At 43.6% G+C, this 19,838-nt stretch carries 18 protein-coding genes and 1 pseudogene; 11 read left to right on the top strand and 8 right to left on the bottom strand.

The genetic code is table 11. The features are described 5' to 3' along the window. Window positions 1-312 precede the first annotated feature (312 nt). The gene (locus F6K53_RS25295; protein ID WP_293070119.1) at window positions 313-459 is read left to right on the top strand and encodes a hypothetical protein; all 147 of its coding nucleotides are present in this window, start codon (window positions 313-315) and stop codon (window positions 457-459) included. Here F6K53_RS25295 and F6K53_RS25290 read toward each other — a convergent pair whose 3' ends face one another. Continuing rightward, window positions 460-1,716 (bottom strand): glycosyltransferase family 4 protein, encoded by a 1,257-nt coding sequence (locus F6K53_RS25290; RefSeq protein WP_293039556.1) that lies wholly within the window; start codon window positions 1,714-1,716, stop codon window positions 460-462. A gap of 590 nt (window positions 1,717-2,306) precedes the next feature. Between F6K53_RS25290 and F6K53_RS25285 the strand changes: the two genes are divergently transcribed. The 3 genes from F6K53_RS25285 to F6K53_RS25275 all read left to right on the top strand — a co-directional run bounded on the left by F6K53_RS25285 (window position 2,307) and on the right by F6K53_RS25275 (window position 5,147). Next, window positions 2,307-2,432: a hypothetical protein gene (locus F6K53_RS25285; protein WP_293025913.1), complete on the top strand. Its 126-nt coding sequence runs from the start codon at window positions 2,307-2,309 to the stop codon at window positions 2,430-2,432. A gap of 1,090 nt (window positions 2,433-3,522) precedes the next feature. Further along, window positions 3,523-4,035, top strand: a complete 513-nt coding sequence (locus F6K53_RS25280; protein WP_293025910.1) for a hypothetical protein — start codon at window positions 3,523-3,525, stop codon at window positions 4,033-4,035. Window positions 4,036-4,259: 224 nt separating this feature from the next. Further along, the gene (locus F6K53_RS25275) at window positions 4,260-5,147 is read left to right on the top strand and encodes a hypothetical protein (RefSeq protein WP_293025908.1); all 888 of its coding nucleotides are present in this window, start codon (window positions 4,260-4,262) and stop codon (window positions 5,145-5,147) included. Here F6K53_RS25275 and F6K53_RS25270 read toward each other — a convergent pair. Continuing rightward, window positions 5,144-5,614 carry an ATP-binding protein gene (locus F6K53_RS25270; RefSeq protein WP_364303572.1) on the bottom strand — a complete coding sequence of 157 codons (471 nt, stop codon included), beginning with the start codon at window positions 5,612-5,614 and terminating at the stop codon, window positions 5,144-5,146. The genes F6K53_RS25275 and F6K53_RS25270 overlap by 4 nt on opposite strands. A 390-nt stretch (window positions 5,615-6,004) precedes the next feature. Next, window positions 6,005-6,994: a sugar transferase gene (locus tag F6K53_RS25265; RefSeq protein WP_293025914.1), complete on the bottom strand. Its 990-nt coding sequence runs from the start codon at window positions 6,992-6,994 to the stop codon at window positions 6,005-6,007. A gap of 115 nt (window positions 6,995-7,109) precedes the next feature. On the opposite strand from F6K53_RS25265, the gene F6K53_RS25260 reads away from it, so the two are divergent. Both F6K53_RS25260 and F6K53_RS25255 read left to right on the top strand, forming a co-directional pair. After that, window positions 7,110-7,889 carry a 7-carboxy-7-deazaguanine synthase QueE gene (locus tag F6K53_RS25260; protein ID WP_293070116.1) on the top strand — a complete coding sequence of 260 codons (780 nt, stop codon included), beginning with the start codon at window positions 7,110-7,112 and terminating at the stop codon, window positions 7,887-7,889. A gap of 18 nt (window positions 7,890-7,907) precedes the next feature. Next, window positions 7,908-8,084 (top strand): hypothetical protein, encoded by a 177-nt coding sequence (locus tag F6K53_RS25255; RefSeq protein WP_293082578.1) that lies wholly within the window; start codon window positions 7,908-7,910, stop codon window positions 8,082-8,084. Window positions 8,085-8,292: 208 nt separating this feature from the next. Here the strand turns inward: F6K53_RS25255 and F6K53_RS25250 are convergent, their stop codons facing one another. Next, a complete protein-coding gene (locus tag F6K53_RS25250; protein WP_293025904.1) occupies window positions 8,293-8,940 on the bottom strand; it encodes a DUF3318 domain-containing protein in 648 nt (215 codons plus the stop codon). A 574-nt stretch (window positions 8,941-9,514) separates the two neighbouring features. Here F6K53_RS25250 and F6K53_RS25245 point away from each other — a divergent pair. Next, entirely contained in the window at window positions 9,515-16,048 is a 6,534-nt protein-coding gene (locus F6K53_RS25245; protein WP_293070114.1) for a translocation/assembly module TamB domain-containing protein, read from the top strand. Window positions 16,049-16,052: 4 nt separating this feature from the next. Here the strand turns inward: F6K53_RS25245 and F6K53_RS25240 are convergent, their stop codons facing one another. The 4 genes and pseudogenes from F6K53_RS25240 to F6K53_RS25225 form a co-directional block, all read right to left on the bottom strand. After that, entirely contained in the window at window positions 16,053-16,196 is a 144-nt protein-coding gene (locus tag F6K53_RS25240) for a hypothetical protein (protein WP_293070112.1), read from the bottom strand. 83 nt (window positions 16,197-16,279) lie between these two features. After that, window positions 16,280-16,579: a hypothetical protein gene (locus F6K53_RS25235; protein WP_293025898.1), complete on the bottom strand. Its 300-nt coding sequence runs from the start codon at window positions 16,577-16,579 to the stop codon at window positions 16,280-16,282. 12 nt (window positions 16,580-16,591) lie between these two features. Beyond that, on the bottom strand, window positions 16,592-16,855 hold the full coding sequence (locus tag F6K53_RS25230; protein ID WP_293039561.1) for a hypothetical protein: 264 nt from the start codon (window positions 16,853-16,855) through the stop codon (window positions 16,592-16,594). 360 nt (window positions 16,856-17,215) lie between these two features. Beyond that, window positions 17,216-17,423 (bottom strand): annotated as a pseudogene (locus F6K53_RS25225) (hypothetical protein). Window positions 17,424-17,874: 451 nt separating this feature from the next. Here F6K53_RS25225 and F6K53_RS25220 point away from each other — a divergent pair. The 4 genes from F6K53_RS25220 to F6K53_RS25205 form a co-directional block, all read left to right on the top strand. Beyond that, the gene (locus F6K53_RS25220) at window positions 17,875-18,033 is read left to right on the top strand and encodes a hypothetical protein (protein ID WP_293070109.1); all 159 of its coding nucleotides are present in this window, start codon (window positions 17,875-17,877) and stop codon (window positions 18,031-18,033) included. Further along, entirely contained in the window at window positions 18,030-18,590 is a 561-nt protein-coding gene (locus F6K53_RS25215; RefSeq protein ID WP_293070107.1) for a cold shock domain-containing protein, read from the top strand. The genes F6K53_RS25220 and F6K53_RS25215 overlap by 4 nt, the downstream gene beginning before the upstream one ends. Window positions 18,591-18,643: 53 nt before the next feature. Further along, window positions 18,644-19,021, top strand: coding sequence for a DUF433 domain-containing protein (locus F6K53_RS25210; protein ID WP_293039564.1), 378 nt, complete (start codon window positions 18,644-18,646; stop codon window positions 19,019-19,021). A gap of 329 nt (window positions 19,022-19,350) precedes the next feature. After that, the coding region (locus tag F6K53_RS25205) for a glycine betaine ABC transporter substrate-binding protein (protein ID WP_293082575.1) at window positions 19,351-19,838 on the top strand (488 nt) is incomplete at its 3' end.

Genomic DNA, 19,838 nt, shown 5'->3' with positions numbered 1-19,838 from the left:
GGGGGATGTTAGGGAACAGGGAACAGGGAATAGGGAAAGAGAGGGGGGAGTGTGGGAAGTCTGGGAAGTGTAGCAAGTGTGGGGAGATGGGCAGATGAGGAGATGGGGAGATAGCTAGATGAAATTGATCTGTAGTCGTAATTTCCAGCAATTGATAACTATGATATAGCCTTTTCCATACTTATGAGGTGCATTCTACATAGTTACCCCGACTCCCGAGTCGGGAGTCGGGAGTAGCACTGCATCGCTATTCCTTATTCCCTAACATCCACAACTTGTTTACCTCATAAGGTAAACAAGATTTTTTCCCTCTTGCCTCTTGCCTTCCCCTCCTGGGAGGGGTTAGGGGTGGGTTCCTCTTGCCTTCCCCTCCTGGGAGGGGTTAGGGGTGGGTTCCTCTTGCCTGCTCCCTACTCCCTACTCCCTACTCCCTGCTCCCTTATCAGTAAAAAGGATTGATCAAGACTTCTGAACCGCTGCCATTAACCGCTGATTGTTAATCTCAGAAAAGAGTTCTTCGTAACGGTTGAGAGCTTGATCGAAGGAATAATATTGAAGAGCATGTTGTCTACTTCTGTTGCCCAGTAATGTAACTCTTGCCGGATCCTTATACAACTCTAGGATTGTTGCTGCTAGAGTTTCTGGATCCTCTGGGGGAACAACGATGCCACCGCCGCTTTTTTTGATAGCTCTGGCAGCGGTACCATTAGCAGGAACAGAAGCTAGGATGGGGCGACCACTAGCTAGCAGTACTTGGATTTTGGAGGGCATATTGAAAGAAATTACATTGTGCTTTTGTATGACCAAGCCCACATCCGCTGCTCCTAGCATTTCCGGTAGTTTTTCCCGAGGTTGAAATGGTATCAGCTTAACATTATTGGCTTCCCAAGTCTTACAGCACTGCTTTAGTCGCCCTAAGGCTTTCTGTTCTCCGACGATCACAATCACAATATCTCGAACGTGACGCACCCTAGATGCTGCCTTAATCAGAGTTTCTAAACCTTGAGTGAGGGCAATATTACCGGAGTAGAGTATAACGAACTTACCATTAAGGTGATGGGCAGTGCGAAAGGAGTTGTTTTCTTTTGGTAAGGGACGGATGAAATTAACATCAACCCAATTGGGAATCTTGACAATTTTAGAGCTTGGCACACCCTTGCTGCGCAGGTTATTGGCAAAGCCATCAGCAATAACACTGATTTTGGTGACTGTGCGGTAAGCAAACCTTTCTACAACCTCTAATGCACGGATTAGAGCTTGGTTGCTCAGTAAGCCTACTTTAATAGCAGCTTCTGGCAAAATGTCTTGGAGATTTAGAATTACTGGCGTTCGGTGTATCCACCCCAAAACCGCCGCTGGTAGGGAAACTAGCAGTGGTGGACTAGTTAAAATAATGATATCAGGGCGAGGAGAACTCAGAGCCTTGAGGAAGCTGCTAGCAACAAAGCTGGCCTCTAGCAATAATCGGTCGATCAAATTGGGTTTCGGGCGAATCCGCACATAACAGCGATCTACAATCACACCGTTGATGTGTTCGGTAAGATACAATTTCCCTCGATATCCCTCATAAATTTGACGTTGAGGATAGTTGGGCATGGCAGTAATGACCCGAACATCATGGCCTCTTTTGACCAACCCTTCTGCTAGTTCAGTCATCAATGGGGCAATCCCAATTGGCTCTGGATGATAGTTGTAAGAATATATTAGGATTCGCATAATCTGTAGTAGATGTTGCCAGCCGGGTGTAGACTCACCAAATTTGTGTATTGATGATTTATTGGCTTTAGCACTGAGAACTCACGACCATTGTCAAGTCAGGTTGGTGGTGCAAAATGCCCAATCAGGGATTTTAACCCTATAACTATTTATTCGGCTTCAATTCCATATTTTACGCCTGAATGACAGTTTTTGTAACAAAATTTAACATAAACTCCCTTGACCAAAATATCATTATTGTGCATTACTAAAGCGTCTTGAAGAGCTACAGCAAGAATCTTTATGCCAATTCTGATTATGGCTGCAACTAATAAATCCTCCCTTTTGGTAATTAGTAATTGGTAATTAGTAATTGGTAATTAGTAATTGGTAATTAGCGTCTGATTACCGAGCTATAACTAGTTTTTGAAATTAACTGATAATTGGATTTACCAATACTTCTATTAATATCGAAAAAATCACTGTTTTTTCATGGGTGCAATCCCGCTAATTTCAAGAAATAATTTTTTTTATTTCAGAATTTTTACGGATGGCAAAGGAAGTAATATCAAGTCAGGTTGAATACCCATAATTAGAGGGAGGGTGGGGAGATGGGGAGATGGGAGATGGGGAGATGGGGAAATGGGGAGATGGGGAGATGGGGAGATGGGGAGATGGGGAGATGGGGAGATGGGGAGATGGGGAGATTTTTATTAAGGGTAATTATCCCGACATGATATAAATATGTTCATTAAAATTCATTATGCAATCGACAAAGTAGATTTACAAAAAATAAGTAATCTCCTTTCCAAGCTGCGTCGAATTGTATAGCGTTGTTCATAGCTATGAGGTACACATAATTTTTTAACTATTCCGAGATCCGCTGTTCCCTGCTCCCTACTCCCTATTCCCTACTCCCTATTCCCTACTCCCTATTCCCTACTCCCTATTCCCTATTCCCTATTCCCCATTTTGCAGAGTATTGACTACAATTTTCTAGGATGGCTTTGGCAGGTGTTTCAGCTTTGGACTTCGTCTACAAAGCAGCGAGTACACCTTGGCAGAATGTTGTGACCAGTTGCTCAACACCAGAAGGAGGTAGTGGTTTTAGGCCGAGAGTGGGATATTGTTACCAAAAATTCTGGGTTTAAAGCCCCGTCCTTCTAGGACGGCTTTTAGTTGACACTTATCTAGCGCCAGGGTATAATTAAAACATGAGTACAGGCTGAAAAACCGTAGGCTGAGCCGGGAGAGAGACCCGTAACTTATCGACCTAGAAGAAGTAATGCTCGGAGGGTAGGGAAAGTCCTCCTTAAAAACCCAATCATCAATTAACCGTTGGTGTGTGAACCCAGCAAAAATCACGCTTTAAGATAACACGGTACGGTGGGGCACACCGGAACCCGACGAAAAGGAAGAGAAACGGACTTTTTAAGGCACTTCCTATTAAGTAGTCAAACGCCTAAGGAGAATTGCCCGCTGGGTCTGTTGTGAGCTGACTAGAAACTTGGTCTTGACGGGTTTTTGGTTTAGATATTGTCTAATTTTTGGCGGAGTCAAAGATTGGAACACAACGGTTTAAGGTGACTCGTTGATCTAGGAATCCCCGCGCCTTTCGGGCTTTGCCCGACGCTACGCGAACAGGCCGGGGAGTGTCAATGGTCACGTATTTGACGAAGCCATGGGGCACTTGGGAAATCTTTGTTAGGTGCGCTTTCCCCATTAAGAATTAAATTCGCCACGGGTCGCACCTGTAGATAGCTCTGGTAAGGTTTCCCCTAGATAGTCTCGCTAAGTAAGCAGCATACATCATTCAAGGAGAAAACGATGACCATGTCTCGTGTAAAGACAATTTTAGCGACCATGTTACTCAGCATATTATTGCTGGTAACATCCTGCGCTCAAAAAGCCCCCTCTCGTTTTGACCAGGCACAACAGGCCAGCAGCCAGGCTAGAAGTGGTCAGGCTGTTGCCAAGAATGCCACTCAAGGGTCTCAATTCAACAAGTTTTTCCCACCATCAGGGGGCGGTTATCAACGAGTCTATACCCAGGAGAAAAAAGGCTTTGCTCAAGCCAAGTTGAAGAAAAATGGCACTGAGGTGGCAGTGCTCTCAATTTCTGATACCAGCAGCACTCCTACCACTGCTGCCAAATATCAGCAAAGTGGTCAAACCATTGCTGGTTATCCAGCCCGGGAAATTGGTTCAACTCAAACCGCTATTTTGGTCGGTAAGCGCTACCAGGTAAAGATCCAATCCCGAAATCCGTCGTTTACTGCTAGCGATCGCAAAGCCTGGTTAGCAAAATTTAACCTGAGTGGTCTTTCCCGACTTAAGTAAATAAAATGCTACAAGGAAAAAGGTGAATGGGGAATAACCATCCTCAATCACAAGAATCACAAGAATTACAAGTAAGTAGGTCATTAGTCATCAGTCATTAGTTATCAGTAACTACCATCAGTAGCTACGATCAGACTCGGTGTTGGTCACTCAGGACTAATAACCAAGGACTAATAACCAAAGACTAATGACTCGAAGGTATCAGATTGTAAAGGAGTCTGAGTGTGAGCAAACCAATTTATGAAATCGTTGATGATCTGCCAACGAAGAATATGACCATCTCGGCGCTGAAGTCTCTAGACTTTGTTGTGCCTGGAGAGTGGGAAAATTTAGTGGGATTTGAAAATACCATTCGTGGGATCACTGGTGAAGAAGACGAAGAGGTAATTCAGGAAATTGGCGATCGCGCCGTCTATCTGTTCAATGACCGCTCCCAGGGCTACCAACGAGCGCTGTGGATTTACCAAACAATTGATAGCACTGGTACGGCGTTGGGGGCAGCAGCTTTAGCGAACAAGGTTGGTGAAAAAATTCCCTTGTTGGGTTTCTTGAACAGCTTGACTCCGAAAGCTGACAAAGCCCAAACCATTGATCTGTCGATCAAAGTGGTAGGGGAATTGATCGGCTTTTGCCAAATTAATGGTCTGCCTGGAGATAGCATTGGTGACTTTGTGGCTGCCTTAGGTGACTATGGTGGCGCATCTATAATGCGTATGGCAGCGCTGGTTTGTTTTGATGGCCTGATTCCCCTTGGTCCTGACTTTATCATGGGAGTACAGTCAACTCTAGAGCGTCTAACTCCCAACGAGTTGGAAGACAGTGGGAGTTTCAAAGGGATCCAGGATGCGATTCCTGGGGATGATTCCCAGAGCAAGCTCAGCTTTATTGGTGAAAGCTTTGAATCGGTGAAAGGATGGATGAGTGATTTCGTTACTGACCGAGGTGTGACCCCAGAACAAATCGCTAATAACTTGCAAAGTTTTATTGAGTTTTCTGATGACAAGTTAGACTATCTGGCCGCTTTTCTGGATATGTCTACTAACTATTACGAACACACTGGCATTCAAAGTCTGGCGCGTAGCTTAATTGAACGCGCCGCAGCGGAAATCTAGCACCATTTACGCATTAGTAGACAATTACGTTGGTCAGACAGACGTTGGTAGGAAACTTCGTCTGTCAGCTGATTCATAAACATCAACCCTCTACCTCCTTCTTTTTCTAAAGGGTCATACTCCTCTTGGTAGAGGGATTCCAGCTTGGATTGGAAATCAAAAGGCTGTCCATAGTCCCAAAGCCGCATTTCTAATCCATCAGTAAATAACTTTAGCTCCAGCTCTATTACTGTAGTTTTAGGTAAATGTCGATGAGCATGGCGTACTACATTAGTAAAGCCTTCCACCAAAGCAATTTGACACTGCTGCCAAAATTGCTGAGGCAGTAGGTCAGAAGTGAATTCCTCAAACCACTGTAATACATCTTTGACTTCACTCAAGTCTGTTTGGACCATTAGACGAGATTCTCGAAGCGGTTTGCCATTGCACATTAACCGACTGAGTTTCCAGGTTTTATTAATAAGCACCACTATTTTGTAAGATAAAAACAACAATGACTCTTCTGCAACACGGAGGTTACGATGATCATGTCGATGCAGATCGGTCTAGTGGGAACCACTATATTAGCCTAAATTGATCGAATTTGATGGTACTTTTAAAAATTCTGGTGTTTACACGGTCTATGGCATTACACTTGGCGGCAGTTGTCGGGAACTTCGGACAAGGTAACTTCGGATCAGCGGACAAGAATTGAGAAAGACAGCATCAGAAAAATACTTTGGCAAGAGGTCTATTGTGATAGTTTCTTAAAAAATAGTTTTCGATTCTAAGGTAAGCTAGGCTGGCATCTGATCAATTGCCATCACCTTCGCCACTAGGGGCGAAGGTGATTGGTCCAAACTCATCTAACCATAAAACTACATTCCATCTTTACGAACCACCACCAGGATAGTTTTGAAGATCAGTCTGATATCATGGGCTAAGCTCCAGTGATGTTGGTATTTTAAGTCCATTTCAATGATATCCTCAAAACTACGGATTTTTGAGCGTCCATTCACCTGCCACTCACCAGTGATACCCGGTTTTACGTTTAAACGTTGCCACTCCGGCACTTCATAGATTTCTACTTCATTGAGTGTTGGTGGTCTTGTACCTACTAAACTCATCTCCCCTTTCAGAACATTCCAGAACTGAGGCAGTTCATCCAAGCTGGTTTTCCGTAAAAAATGGCCCACTCTGGTGATTCTGGGGTCATTCTCATTCTTAAAAACTTTGCCATCAGCTTGATTGTTAACTTTCTCTTTTAGCTGTTCAGCGTTAGCACACATGGAGCGAAATTTCCAGATCCGAAACCGCTTTCCCATCCAACCACAACGGATTTGACCAAAAAAAATCGGACCAGGGCTATCTAGCTTAATCGCAAGGGCAATGGGAATAAACAAAATAGCAGTAATTCCCAAACCCAAGATTGCACCCACAATATCGATTAATCGCTTCACCGGAGATCTAACGGAGGGATGGGTTGTTGGTAAGTGATTTACTGATTTGTTGGTGCTTAGTGTGGTAATATTCTCTGATGGTTCTATAGCTAACCTTTGGTCTAGTCCTGTTATGACCAATACAGACATGACTTGGGGAGTGACATTTTTAAGCAACGTTTTAACCCCTTGCTCTAGGGCACTTTTGTGATTACTCACTAATGCACCGATACCACTGCTATCGATAAAATTAGTCTGGTGAAAATCAAATATGATTGTTTCAGGCAGAGGTATTTTTTGGAGAAGCTGCTGGAATAGTTGCTTAAACTCCACAGCTTCTAGTACACTGACACGAGTGGGTAATTCCACCACGGGAGTATCTTGTGAGAACACTACCTGGAAATTGTTGCTATTGACTGAATCAACCATCATAGAAAAAAAACCGCTAGATTCTAACCTATAGTATTGACCATTATTTTGTCCTAGAACCCTACGATTCTGCAAAAATTTAGTCATATATCATGAAATCTTTTAAAATGTGAATATGCTCTGTGGGAATCAAGCAACTGCCCGCCTGATCGAAGTTTTTTCTGCGATTCAAGGAGAAGGGCTAAATGTTGGCACTCGTCAGATCTTTATCCGGTTTGCCCTATGTGATCTAAGATGTCATTTCTGTGACAGTTTCCATACCTGGGCTGTCCCTCCTCAATGCCAGGTGGAACATACTCCCGGTAAGCGTGATTTTGAAACTTATCCAAATCCAGTCCCCTTGCGATCGCTACTGAAATGGGTTGACAGACAAAATAAACATCGATTGCACGATAGCATTAGCTTGACTGGGGGTGAACCTTTACTTCATACTCCTTTTCTGGTGGAATTTCTGCCTGAGCTACGACAGTTAACTGGATTGCCCATTTACCTAGAAACTGGCGGTCATCGTCCTCAAGAGATGGCAATGGTTTTGCCCTATTTGGACTCAGTGGGTATGGATATCAAGTTGCCCAGTGTGAGTGGAGAGAACAGATGGGCTGCTCACAAGGAATTTCTCAAGCTGTGCCACAATTCATCAGTGGAGGTATTTATCAAGTTAATTATTGATTGCCACACTGACCCCACGGAGTTGGAACAATCTGCCGATTTGGTAGCAGCGGTTAGCCCGGAAATTCCAGTATTTCTGCAACCAGTGACTCCGGTGGAGGGGTCTGGGCAACCAATAGTTGCTCCTACTCCGGAGCAGGTTCTGGCTTGGCAGGCTTTAATGAAGCTTTTTCTTAAGCAGGTACGGGTGCTCCCTCAGACCCATAAAATGATCGGTCAGCTTTAGGGGTTTGTTGAAGGTTATTTGGTTAAAGGTTATTTGGTTAAAGGTTATTTGGTTAAAGGTTATTTGGTTGAAGGTTATTTGGTTGAAAATTCTTTGGTTGAAGGTTATTTGGTTGAAGGTTATTTGGTTGAAGGTTGTTCGCCTTTGGGGTTCCCTTTGGGTAGGTTGTTTGTCAGAATGCAGAATGTAGAATGAAGAATGCAGAATGTAGAATTCTAAATTCTTAATTCTTAATTCTTAATTCTAAAATGTTGTTCGCCTTTGGCGTTCCCTTTGGGTAGGTTATTTGGGTTGAAGGTTATTTGGTTGAAGGTGAACAAACAACAGTTAACAATCAACAGTTAACCATCAACCATCAACCATCAACCATCAACCAACAGTTAAGTCTTGCCTAGACATCACACTACATTGTTGTGCCTTCTCGCTTGGCTTGGGCTTGGGCTTTGGCTTTAGCAGCACTGCGTTTGAGAGCAGAGAGCCGGTCTTCGTATCTGCGCCGTAGACGACGACTAGGGGTAATTTCAATTAAGGTTTTCAAGGCACTGCCTAGACTCTTGTAGGCATTGGGTAGGGTATAGCCGAAGCGAGTGGCAAGTGCGATCGCTTTTTCGTCAGCTTCGATGGCATATTTGAGGTTTTTCTCCCCATTGTTTTTTTGATACAGTCGCCAACCTGAGACTCCGCATAGGGCTAAGGCCAACAGCAGCAGTAAGCCATCTTGTACCCACAGTTCCCCGACAGCACCCCCTAAACCAATGGCTAGGGCTGCCATTTCCCAGCCTTCTTTAGGAATTGTGTCATTTTGAATCCGGGCAACTTCATGCCAAAACAGGAGGTTACGCTGGTCAAGGGCGAGCTGCTCCCATTTAGTTAGGTCAATTTGAATTTCCACCTCGTCTGAACCCAGTTCTTCACAACGAACCAAGGGGGGATTGACTTCTGTGGACCCTTCCACCATCACCCAGCTTTGTAGCTCTGGTGGTAGTAACGTTTTTAGTCGTCGGAGTTCACTCATTTCTGCTCTAGCAGAAGAGGCTGCATAGGATGTCATTCATATCCTCCTAGAAAAAACTTTTTCAAATTGAGATGTGTTTGACCGGACACTATCTACCGATTCGATTTACCCAAGTTTAAGATGTTGTGTACTCGACGAGAGTGAACTTCGAGGAACCCAATCATCAGTAGTACGTCAAACTAATCCCGTCAGCCGTCAGCCGTCAGCCGTCAGGTTATTTTATTCAAAAGTACCGATCTAGTAGCGTGGCACAGGCTTCTAGCCTGTGACCCATTAGCTGATAGCTGATAGCTGATAGCTGATAGCTGATAGCTGATAGCTGATAGCTGATAGCTGATAGCTGATAGCTTACCTAATCCCTAAGGGTACTACTGGGCACTAAGCGCGATCGCATGGTCTTGCGTTTCTGTATTTAAATTTATAGTAGCGTTTCAGGGCTAGCAGCTCAAAAACCCGATTAACCCATCATAAATTCTCCCCATTAGCCGATCACCCTATCTTCAGATTCCTATAAAATTTTAGCTACCCTGTATCAGTCAATTTCCGGAATATATTGCAGCTGATCTGGAATAATTTTCAGCAAATCCTCTAATCATCCTGATATTCGGATATGACCAAGCCTTCCCAAAATCCTCCCCCTGAACCAAAGGGAAATCAAAGCCGGAGTGCTGTAGCCACTGTACTGCAATGGGGAAAACGCCCCTCTACTATTACCTTTGCCATGATCTCCCTGACCATTGGTCTGGTGGGATATTTTGGGGTCAGGATGTGGCTATACCAAAACTTACCTGGCTGGATTGAAACTGAACTGAGTAAGGTTATCCAGCGAGATGTACGGGTTGGACAACTGAAAGCCCTATACCTGACTAGCCTAGAGTTGGGAGCATCCTCTATCCCAGCTACCACCACTGACCCTGACCATGTGGCTATCAAAAAGATCAAAGTAGGTTTTAATCCCTTGCCTTTGCTTCTAAAACGCCCTTTGCCTGTCACCATTAACTTGGTACATGTGGATGTGTATGCCCAACAAGAGGCGAATGGGGAATGGATTAATTTAAAAGACTTGAATTTCGATAATTCCTTCTCTCCTCCGATTGATTTTGATGCTAAGGTGCGGGTTTGGAATGGTAAAATTGCCCTCTTACCCTATGGTCAGACTAATCCATTCAAAGTCAGACTTGATGCTACTGCTGGGTTATCCGACAACAATAAGCGTCTCAGGTATAACATCACAACGGCTATTGCTGAGGGTAAGACCAAACTGAAGGGAAACACATTGCTGACAACTGGGCAAACTCAAGCTAGGGTCAACGTCCAAAACTTGGCATTGGCGGAGCTGATGCCATTAATCAAAGCGGTTATTCCCAATATCCCAGCTAATCTCCAATCTGGTGAATTAGATGCCAAACTCAATATTTCCCTGCCTTCGGTGAAGGAAATCCCTGATGTTAAGGGTAAGGCGGAATTTAAAGGGATTCAGGTGCAAGTCAACCCGTTGAAGGAACCGGTGAAGGCTAGCGCTAGACTGCGCTTCCAGGGAGACCTGGTGCGCTTGGAAAAAACTCAGGGGAGTTATGGCGCACTTGAGGCGTTGGTATCTGGTGAAGTTGGTTGGAAAAAAGGGTTTGACCTGAATGTTGAGGTCACGCCCTTTAGCTTGGCGAAACTGCTGAAAACTGTTCCGGTGAAATCCCCAGTGCCAGTAGATGGGGAAATGGCAGCAGACTTATCGATTACCGGTCCGATTGACATGCCAGAGGTCACTGGCAAACTAAGGAATACTAAAGTGACCACTATCGACAAGGTTAAGTTGGCTCAGATTCAGGCTGACTTCGCTGGGAATTTTTCCCAAGTGGTCTTGACGGATTTCTTAGTAAGACCTGAGGCCGGTGGGAAAATTACTGGGCGTGGTCAAGTAAGACTGGCTAGTGACCAGCAAGGGGAAACTAAACCTCAGGGAATGCCCCTAGCGTTCGATTTTATCGCTGCCCTTCCGGTGGATGCGATTGCATCTCCCTATAAGCTGCCATCTCAGATTACCCTGGGCAAGCTTAACGCCCAAGCTACCATTAGAGGAAACACTCAAAACCCCCAAGGGAGTCTAATTTGGGAAGCACCAGCCCTATCCACTTCATCTTCAAAGGATATCGGGGTTTCTGGTGCTGGAGAACTCCTGTTGCTCAATCAGAATATTTTGCTGCGTAACACCCAGGTCAAGGTCGGTAAAGGGACAATCACTGCTACGGGTACAGGAAACCTTAAAACCAGTAAGTGGGAAGCTACTGTAGTGGCTAACGCTGTGCCTCTAGACCCCTTCTTACCCCTGTCGGGACAGTTGACCCAAGGAAAAATCAACCTCTCTGGTAGTCTCAAATCCTTTTCTCCTAAATCTATTGAGGCAACCGGAGATATGCAGGTGGGGGTAGAAGGGGGTAAGGTTAAGGCTACAGGTCAGGTAAATCGAGGCATGGTGGAATTGGAGGCCAGAGCCTCTAAAATTCAACTGAATAAGGTAGTGCCCAAGTTGGGTTTACCGATTGGTTTAGATTCTGGCAAAATCAACCTTTCTGGTTCCCTGGAGTCTCTGCTCTCCTCTAGCTCAACTCCCAACCTCAATAGCCTGATGAATACTATCGATGGCAATTTTAATGGGTTGCTCGGGGTGGGTGGGGGTAAGGTGAATGCGACAGGTCAGTTAAATTCAGGGAATCTGGATGTTAATGCATTAGCTGGTCAAATTAAGCTCAATCCCTTAGTTCCCAAGTTGACCATACCAGTAGCGTTACAGTCAGGTCAACTTAATCTTTCCGTAACCCTGGCATCTCTGCTAGCCTCTGTCTTGAATCAGGACTTCAACAGCCTCAATACTATTAAGGCCAATTTTCAGGGAAACTTAGGGGTGGCTGATGGTCAAGTTAATGCCAAAGGCCAGTTAAATTCAGGAAATCTAGATGTCAATGCATTAGCTGGTCAAATTAAGCTCAATCCCTTAGTTCCTAATTTGACCATACCAGTAGCGCTACAGTCAGGTCAGCTTAATCTTTCCGGAAGCCTGGCATCTCTGCTCGCTTCTGGCTTGAATCAGGACTTCAACAGCCTCAATACTATTAAGGCCAATTTTCAGGGAAACTTAGGGGTGGCTGATGGTCAAGTTAAGGCGAAAGGCCAGTTAAATTCAGGAAATCTAGATGTTAATGCATTAGCTGGTCAAATTAACTTGAGTAATAGTATTCCTAATCTAACTCTACCGATAGCTCTCAAGTCAGGTAACGCTAAGCTTTCTAGTTCTTTAGAGTCTCTACTGGCTTTCGGCTCATCATTTAACCTCGACCTACTCAAGCCAATTCAGGCTAGCTTTGATGGAAACCTAGGTGTAGGTGGTGGTGACGTTAATGCTATCGGTCAGTTAAGCTCTGGGGTGCTGACTGCGGATGCGATCGCAAACAGCCTGGATGTAGGGGAAATCGCATCCCAAATGGCGTTGGCTAACTTTCCAAGCTCTATCGACACCCAAATCGGGGGGAAAGTTAAGTTAAAGAGCCGACTTAACACCCTAGACCCCCCAACTCTACTGAATCAGACTGACCTACAAGCAGACCTTAACGGAGTAATAGCCCAAGGCAAACTTAACCTAAATAGCACCCTCAGCAACGGTCTATGGCAAGCTGCCATCAATACTACTAATCTTGATTCCTCCTTACTGGTTAGTCAGTTATTACCGCAGCTGGGTAACCAAAAACTAGAGCTAGGACCGCTGAACAGTCAACTGAATTTATCCGGAAACCTCAATCCCTTGCTCAATCCTGGTGCTATTGCTACCATCAAAGCAAATACTTTATCGCTACAGTTGCCAAAACACTCATTTAATGCTAAAGGAGTAATCCTACTGTCCCATCTCACCAAAACTAATCCTAGTCAGATGCCATGGGAGATGGGCACTGATCTAAACCTAGAGGTTGATTCTGATCTCAGTAGATTACCCTATAACCTGCTATTGAGTCGGTTACCTTTGGAGCAAATTTCCCCAGGGTATCAAATTCAGGTCAACGGTCAAGCTGACTTGAACGGTCGCATCCAAGGAAAAAATTTACTCTCAGCCCCCTTTCTACCCGGAAATGTCAATCTGACCGGGAATCTACAGCTATCGAATTTGAAGGTTAACGACTTAACCTTTGAGCCAGTGTTAGCTGGGCCAGTAACCGTTGCGCCAGGACAAGAATTAGCCATAGATTTACGAGGAAAGAAAGATGCGATCGCAACTCGCCTCCAACCCTGTACTAGAGAAGACTGTCTTGCTCCCTACCTGCCCGCATCCTTTACACTCCAACAGGGAAAAGGGTCAAAATTCCCGATTCTGATCACAGGAGTACGCCGGGGAGATAACTTAAGGGCTCAGATCAAGAATTTATCCCTAGCTATCCTTAATCTCACTCCTGGTTTAAGCTACGGTATTCCCGGTAGATTAGAAGGTGACGTAACAGGGCAAGCAAACCTGAATCTTTTCACCCTAGAAACTTCTGGTCGTAATACTATCGACATTAAGCAACTTGCTGTAGGAGAAATCAACGCTAAACAAGTTAGTGCTAACTTCTCCTATCAAGATGACATTGCCCAGATCGCATCAGCTGCTTTAATCTTGGGTAACAGTCGATATTTATTCAAAAATGGTCGATTTAATCTCAAGTCTCAAGAAATAAACGGCAAGCTTACTATTCCAGAAGCCTATATTGAAGACATCCTGACTATTGTCAAACGTGTTGATATTATCGACATCGTCCAAAGATTCCAAACTACTAATTCCTCTACTACTAATTCCTCTAGTGATAACATTGGTAACAATAAATCTGGCAAAGCTGACCAATTACGACCATTCCCTACTATACCAGCAGGCTCCCTAGCTACTCTCCTACAACGGTTTGCTAAAATTAATGCCCAAGACGACGCTGTCGCTAACCAATTCGATCCTAATACACTCCTCACTAATTTTGATATTCGAGGTAAGTATACTGGGGAAATTGCTGTTGCTGGTATCTTGACTAATCCTAAAGTCAATTTTAATGTCGAGGGCAACAACTGGCAGTGGTATGCTAATTCCCCCAATCAAGTTATTGTGATCAACCAATTGGTTGCTAAAGGAAGTTACGACCAAGGTCTAATTACTGTGCAGCCAGCCCGAATGGAATTGGGCGAAACAGTCTTAGCATTTCAAGGAAAGCTTGCCCAAGAAACCAACTCAGGAGACTTCCTCCTCCAGAATTTATCTCTAGAGACAGTTAGCAACTTAGCAAGCAATTTTGTTACTATTCCCTTTGAGATTGCAGGTAACTTAAATGCCAAAGGCGAGCTGGGGGGTAGTCTCACCAATCCCGAAGTTACCAATGGCCAAGTCGCTGTTGTAGATGGCACTGTCAATGATACCTCTCTAGATGATATTGAGGTGACTTTCGACTATGTTGATTCTCGTCTTGACTTTGATACCAATAAACCAGATTATTTACAACTGTCTGGTAACGTCCCCTTTCCCCCCAAACCCAATAGCGATCGCATCGATATCAACCTCAAGCTGGCCACTCCAGCTATGGCACTCCTGAGTGTAGTGACTCAAGAACAAGTGGAATGGGTGAATGGAGAGGATAGAAGCGCTGATATAGAACTGGATGTTAGTGGACGTTTGCAGTTAGCAGATAGTATCAAAATTAAAGACTTATCAGGAACATCTGAGGTTAATATCCAGAATGGCACTATCAAAACTAAGCTCCTAGAAGATGACTTCACCCTCAATGTTGTAGGCAAGGTTAAGTTAGATCAGCAACGCTTGGAAGTAGTAAACTATCCAGATAAAGAAGGTCAAAAAACTCTCGAAGGTGACCTAGCAGGGATTGGATTCTCCCTGTCTGGAAAATTGCCGATAGTGTCAAATAGGATAGCGTCGAATACAACAAATTACTCCAATCCCCTAACCCTGAAAATTCCTAAAGATAACCTAAAGTTAGCAGGGCTATATGAAGGGGGAGTAGCCGGTAATGTCGTGATTACTGGTTCAGCATTGCGTCCAGTTATTGGAGGAAACATTAACTTAGACAATGGGCAAGCTTTTATCCCCAAAATACAGGAAACCAAAACCAAAACAAGTGACGAAAAAACTGTTAAGAATAGGTCTAATCAGACTCCCTCATTAGTACGTAGTAGAATCAATAATCTGTTTGTGCCTAGGTTAAATAACTTTCAGGTAAATTTGGTAAATGAGTTAAGAGTCCAACAGTTTCCCCTATATGATTTTCGACTAGCTGGTGATTTAACCCTCAACGGTCCTATCAATGGCAATCTCCAAAACTTAAAAGGATTGGGAACAATTAAGCTAGGACGTGGGGAAGTTGATGTATTAGAAACCGAATTTGTTGCAGACAGGCGGTACAATAACACCATTGTATTTGTACCAGAACAGGGATTACTCAATCCCAATTTAGATCTTAAGTTTAACACCATAGCGTTTGAGCCTTCTGGTGCCTTACGTCAAAGACGGATTGATAACGAAATCCTTGAAAATGTCTTGCGTTCTTCTCGACCCGACCAAGTGAAGATAACCCTCGCCATCAAAGGTCAAACTAGTCAAATCCTTGCCCTAGGAGGAGAGAAAGATTATTGTGCTGATCAACAAATTGTTACTAGTGGACAAGATAGTGGACTAGATAAACTTGGTTCAAAAACAACCATCTTGTCTCGGCAACAATTCCAACAGCTTGCTGAATGTGTTTATGGCGAAGCTATAGCTAATAGTGAAGACAAAGCGTTTCTATTTTCTCCCATTGTAACCTTAACCAGTACTCCTCCCCGGAGTGAAAGTGGAATTATCGCTCTGCTCGGTAACAGTTTTGTTACCCAATTTGAAACTATCGCTAACAGCAACGAACGAGAAATAGCTGAGTTAGTGATTACTCAGTATGTTCTTCGACCAATTATCAAAGATATTTTATTTACTGTTGAAGAAAAAGTCAGTAATGTCGGGAGATCCATCGGTTTAGCTGATTTACAGGTTTACCCAACCTTCGATGCCGTTTATGATTTGGGCGAAACTTCCTCAGTTGAATTGAGTTACGACTACGTGTTTAATGAGGTACAAGTTAGATATAAATTGCAATTTTGATTAGCTAAGGGAGTAGGGAGTAGGGAGTAGGGAGTAGGGAGTAGGGAGTAGGGAGTAGGGAGTAGGGAGTAGGGAGTAGGGAGTAGGGAGTAGGGAGTAGGGAGTCGAAAGATATCTTAACCTTTCCTTCGACTACTATAACAATCAATTTCAGTTCTGAAATAGTCAGCTATTATCACTGTTTCCTGTTCCCTATTCCCTATTCCCTGTTCCCTGTTCCCTTTCCTATAACTATTTTTTCAAAATACTACAGATAAGTTCCCCTGGACCATTGTGTTGAAATAGTACAACAGTTCTGTCTTTCTTAACTCTAATACGATTGCGACAATTATATATTTCTATAGGAGTAGCAACGCCATTGACACTAACTGATGCTCGATATTCCCATAGATACTTAGCACTCCGCTTGATGCTAAGGATACAAATCCGGTTGTTATTCTTAGTGCGGCAGTAGGAGAAAGCAACAGCGGGAGGAGCAAAGGCAAAGGATAATGTTAGCAACAGCAATAAAGTAGTGATGTATTTTCTCATTTTTGAAAGTTGTTATCGGAGGGAGTAGGGAGTAGGGAACAGGGAACAGGGAGTAGGGAATCGGGAACAGGGAACAGGGAACAGGGAATAGGGAATAGGGGAAGTGTGGGGAGATGGGGAGATGGGGAGATGGGGAGTAGGGAGTAGGGGAGATGGGGAGAATTTTATTAAGTAGATGTAGGGTGGGCAGTGCAACAGACAGATTGATGTGCTTGCCATCGGGTTGCTAGGCACTGCCCACCAAGGATTAATCACAATAGAACACTTGTTGATCACCTCAAGAGGTCTTGTGTTGATCAGCTGAGCCTGTTAATAACCTACAACATCATAACCTTAAACCTACCCTACTCGAACGCCAAAGGCGAACAACCATCTAACCTTCAAGCAAATAACCTTCAACTTACTAACCTTCAAGCAAATAACCTTCAACTTACTAACCTTCAACTTACTAACCTTCAACTTACTAACCTTCAACTTACTAACCTTCAACTTACTAACCCCAAAAAAAGTAGCCGCAGAACTATGTTCCACGGCTAGGAATTGTTACTTATGTCTCAACTTTGTAAACCCATCCGGATGTGATCCGATGTGATTGGCCTTTGGCCAGGGAGGGAAACCCCCCCAAAATTTAAGCCCTTAACCCAGCATTAAATACTTTGTCATTACCGTGATGAATTGGCCAGGAATGTCAGTCGGTTGAAGGGGCTCCACTCGTAAATTTGGGCGTAACCCCGTGCATAAAGGGTATACATGGTGTTGTTTATTGCCTGGCGGGAGCCTTTCAAAATGTGCTTAATCTGGTATTTTTTTTGGAATGTTAATGATGAGAATTACTAGGATTAATCTCATCAAGATTGTTTTATGGTTTAGGGCGTAAGTTGTAGGACATAGTTAACAATTAGTTGTTATTTTATAAAAATAAACATAACTATTATAATTTCAATTGTCAAGAAGTTTTAGATGTTTTTTCGGATAAGGTATTGAAAGAAAATGTACGGTTATGTAATAAAAAAACAAAAAACAGGTAAAAGGTAACAGTAAAAATAGGAAAGATTAGTTAGCGATCGCGTAGCGTGACCTATGGTCAATCGCGTTTTTTTGGAGTATTTTTATCGATAGCAACGGAAATATTAAATCGATAAAGTAATAAATTGTGATAATTTTTGCTCCCGACTCCCGACTCCCGATTCCCGATTCCCGATTCCCGACTCCCTTTATTTTTTTGTTAGACTAAATCGAAATAGGGTTTCAAGCATCTACTAGTTAATGCTATATAATTAACTGGAGGCTAATCCTTGAGTAATTTAACGGGCTTGATTGAAATCTCAAGCTATCAGGACTTATTGCCCAGTGCCGATGTGGTGTTTGTTCACGGGCTGGGAGGGGATGCTTTAAGCACGTGGCATTTGGGAAAACTCAAAAATGATGCACATGATCATGAGACTGTTATATGAAACCTGTTCTACATCAAGGAAAACTGATAACCTGGAAAGACGATAGAGGCTTTGGTTTCATCAAACCCAATGATGGTGGTAAAGACGTTTTCTTACATATCAGTGCTTTGAAAGGAGCAAGTCGTCGCCCAAAGGTTGGAGATAGGATTTTATACGAGCAAGTTGCTGAACCCGATGGCAAAATACGCGCTGCCAGAGCCTCCATTCAAGGTGTTGCACCTCGACCTTTGCCAACTAAAAGAAAACCGAGGAAAAGAAGTTTACTCGAAACCGTTCTTGGTCTCGTAATTTTAGCTGCTATGGCACTGTTTACAATCGAGTTCAGTCCTAGTCGTTCTCCCTCACCAATCACATCGAGTCCCTCACCAATCACATCGAGTACGAAGCCAAGATGTATGATAAAAGGCAATATTTCCGTCACAACAGGCAAAAAGTTGTATCATCTTCCAGCCATGGAAGATTATGAATCGACAGTTATCGATCCATCCAAGGGAGAAAGGTGGTTTTGCACGGAGTCAGAAGCGATCGCAAATGGTTGGCGTAAAGCACCAAGGTAACCACAGCCGCCCAACACTCCGTAAAATAGAGATACATTAAGGAAGCGATGGATATGGCTCCAGTTTCTAATAGAAACACAGCTATAGTAATACGCACAGAATGGGGATTAACCATTGCCGGAACACGCATCACCCTCTACGATGTGATGGATTATGTCACGGCTCAGTATCCACCCAAGTTTATTGGCGATGTTCTTAACCTAAGTAAGGAACAAGTAAGCGCTGCGCTGTCATACATTGAAGACAATCGTAGCCAAGTCGAAGCAGAGTATGAAACTATTTTGCAGGAGGAACAGGAAAACCGACAGTATTGGGAAGAGCGGAATCGAGAACACTTTGCTCGCATTGCAACAATGCCCCCTAAACCCGGTCGAGAAGCGTTGTGGGCAAAACTCCAGGAACAGAAAGCAAGACACGCAGAGAAAGCATGATTTTCTTGATTAGACTTCGCGGCAGTTGTCGGGAACAGGGAACAGCGGATCTGGGAACAGTGGACAAGAATTGACGTAAATACTATCAGAAAAATACTTTTGCAAGAGGTCTAATCAATAGCAGTAGAGTGGGCATCCTGCCCGCTGCGCGAATCAATAGCAGTAGAGTGGGCAGGATGCCCGCCCGGAAATGAAACAGGCAAGATGCCCATGCCACCAACATGCCCATTCCACCCTATGGTCCGTAGTCAGCATTGCGCCTTACCAGAATTTCATGGAAAATCTAGCTGTAACATCTCCAGAGCAACTGATCAAATAGAATCAAAGAAATGACCATCAGGAAAATTAATAAATTTATTTGTGCTATTTTAGCAGCAGCTTTATGCTTCAGTTTAATCGCCTGTGGAGCACAGACCCCAAATGGGAGTCAATCCACAGCAGGTAAAGGAGTAAAGGTCCGTTCTGCATCCTCCGTTTCCACCTATGCCTTATTTGTTTCCGAAATCATCAATATTGGATTGGAAAAAGTTGGTTATAAACCTGCAGCAATAAAACAACTTAGTATTCCCCTGGCACACATTTCTGTCAGCAATGGAGACGTGGATTTCTACAGTGTTCATTGGGAAAAACTACACACCAAATTCTTTTTAGAAAACGGTGGTGACCAAAAATTAGAAAAGGTGGGGGTAATTATTGCTGATGGTTTGCAAAGCTATCAGATAGATAAAAAAACTGCTGAACAATACAAAATCAATAATTTGGAACAACTAAAAGACCCCAAGATTGCCAAACTTTTTGACTCTGATGGAGATGGCAA

Source organism: Moorena sp. SIO4A1, from assembly GCF_010672065.1.
Taxonomy (GTDB): Bacteria; Cyanobacteriota; Cyanobacteriia; order Cyanobacteriales; family Coleofasciculaceae; genus Moorena.
This window is presented reverse-complemented; position numbering and strand designations above follow the sequence as displayed.

Excerpts from the sequence above, each read along its gene's own strand:
- F6K53_RS25290 (WP_293039556.1), bottom strand. The coding sequence starts at position 1,716 with ATGCGAATCCTAATATATTCTTACAACTATCATCCAGAGCCAATTGGG.
- F6K53_RS25285 (WP_293025913.1), top strand. The coding sequence starts at position 2,307 with ATGGGGAGATGGGAGATGGGGAGATGGGGAAATGGGGAGATGGGGAGA.
- F6K53_RS25280 (WP_293025910.1), top strand. The coding sequence starts at position 3,523 with ATGACCATGTCTCGTGTAAAGACAATTTTAGCGACCATGTTACTCAGC.
- F6K53_RS25265 (WP_293025914.1), bottom strand. The coding sequence starts at position 6,994 with ATGGTTGATTCAGTCAATAGCAACAATTTCCAGGTAGTGTTCTCACAA.
- F6K53_RS25260 (WP_293070116.1), top strand. The coding sequence starts at position 7,110 with ATGCTCTGTGGGAATCAAGCAACTGCCCGCCTGATCGAAGTTTTTTCT.
- F6K53_RS25250 (WP_293025904.1), bottom strand. The coding sequence starts at position 8,940 with ATGACATCCTATGCAGCCTCTTCTGCTAGAGCAGAAATGAGTGAACTC.
- F6K53_RS25245 (WP_293070114.1), top strand. The coding sequence starts at position 9,515 with ATGACCAAGCCTTCCCAAAATCCTCCCCCTGAACCAAAGGGAAATCAA.
- F6K53_RS25235 (WP_293025898.1), bottom strand. The coding sequence starts at position 16,579 with ATGAGAAAATACATCACTACTTTATTGCTGTTGCTAACATTATCCTTT.
- F6K53_RS25215 (WP_293070107.1), top strand. The coding sequence starts at position 18,030 with ATGAAACCTGTTCTACATCAAGGAAAACTGATAACCTGGAAAGACGAT.
- F6K53_RS25210 (WP_293039564.1), top strand. The coding sequence starts at position 18,644 with ATGGCTCCAGTTTCTAATAGAAACACAGCTATAGTAATACGCACAGAA.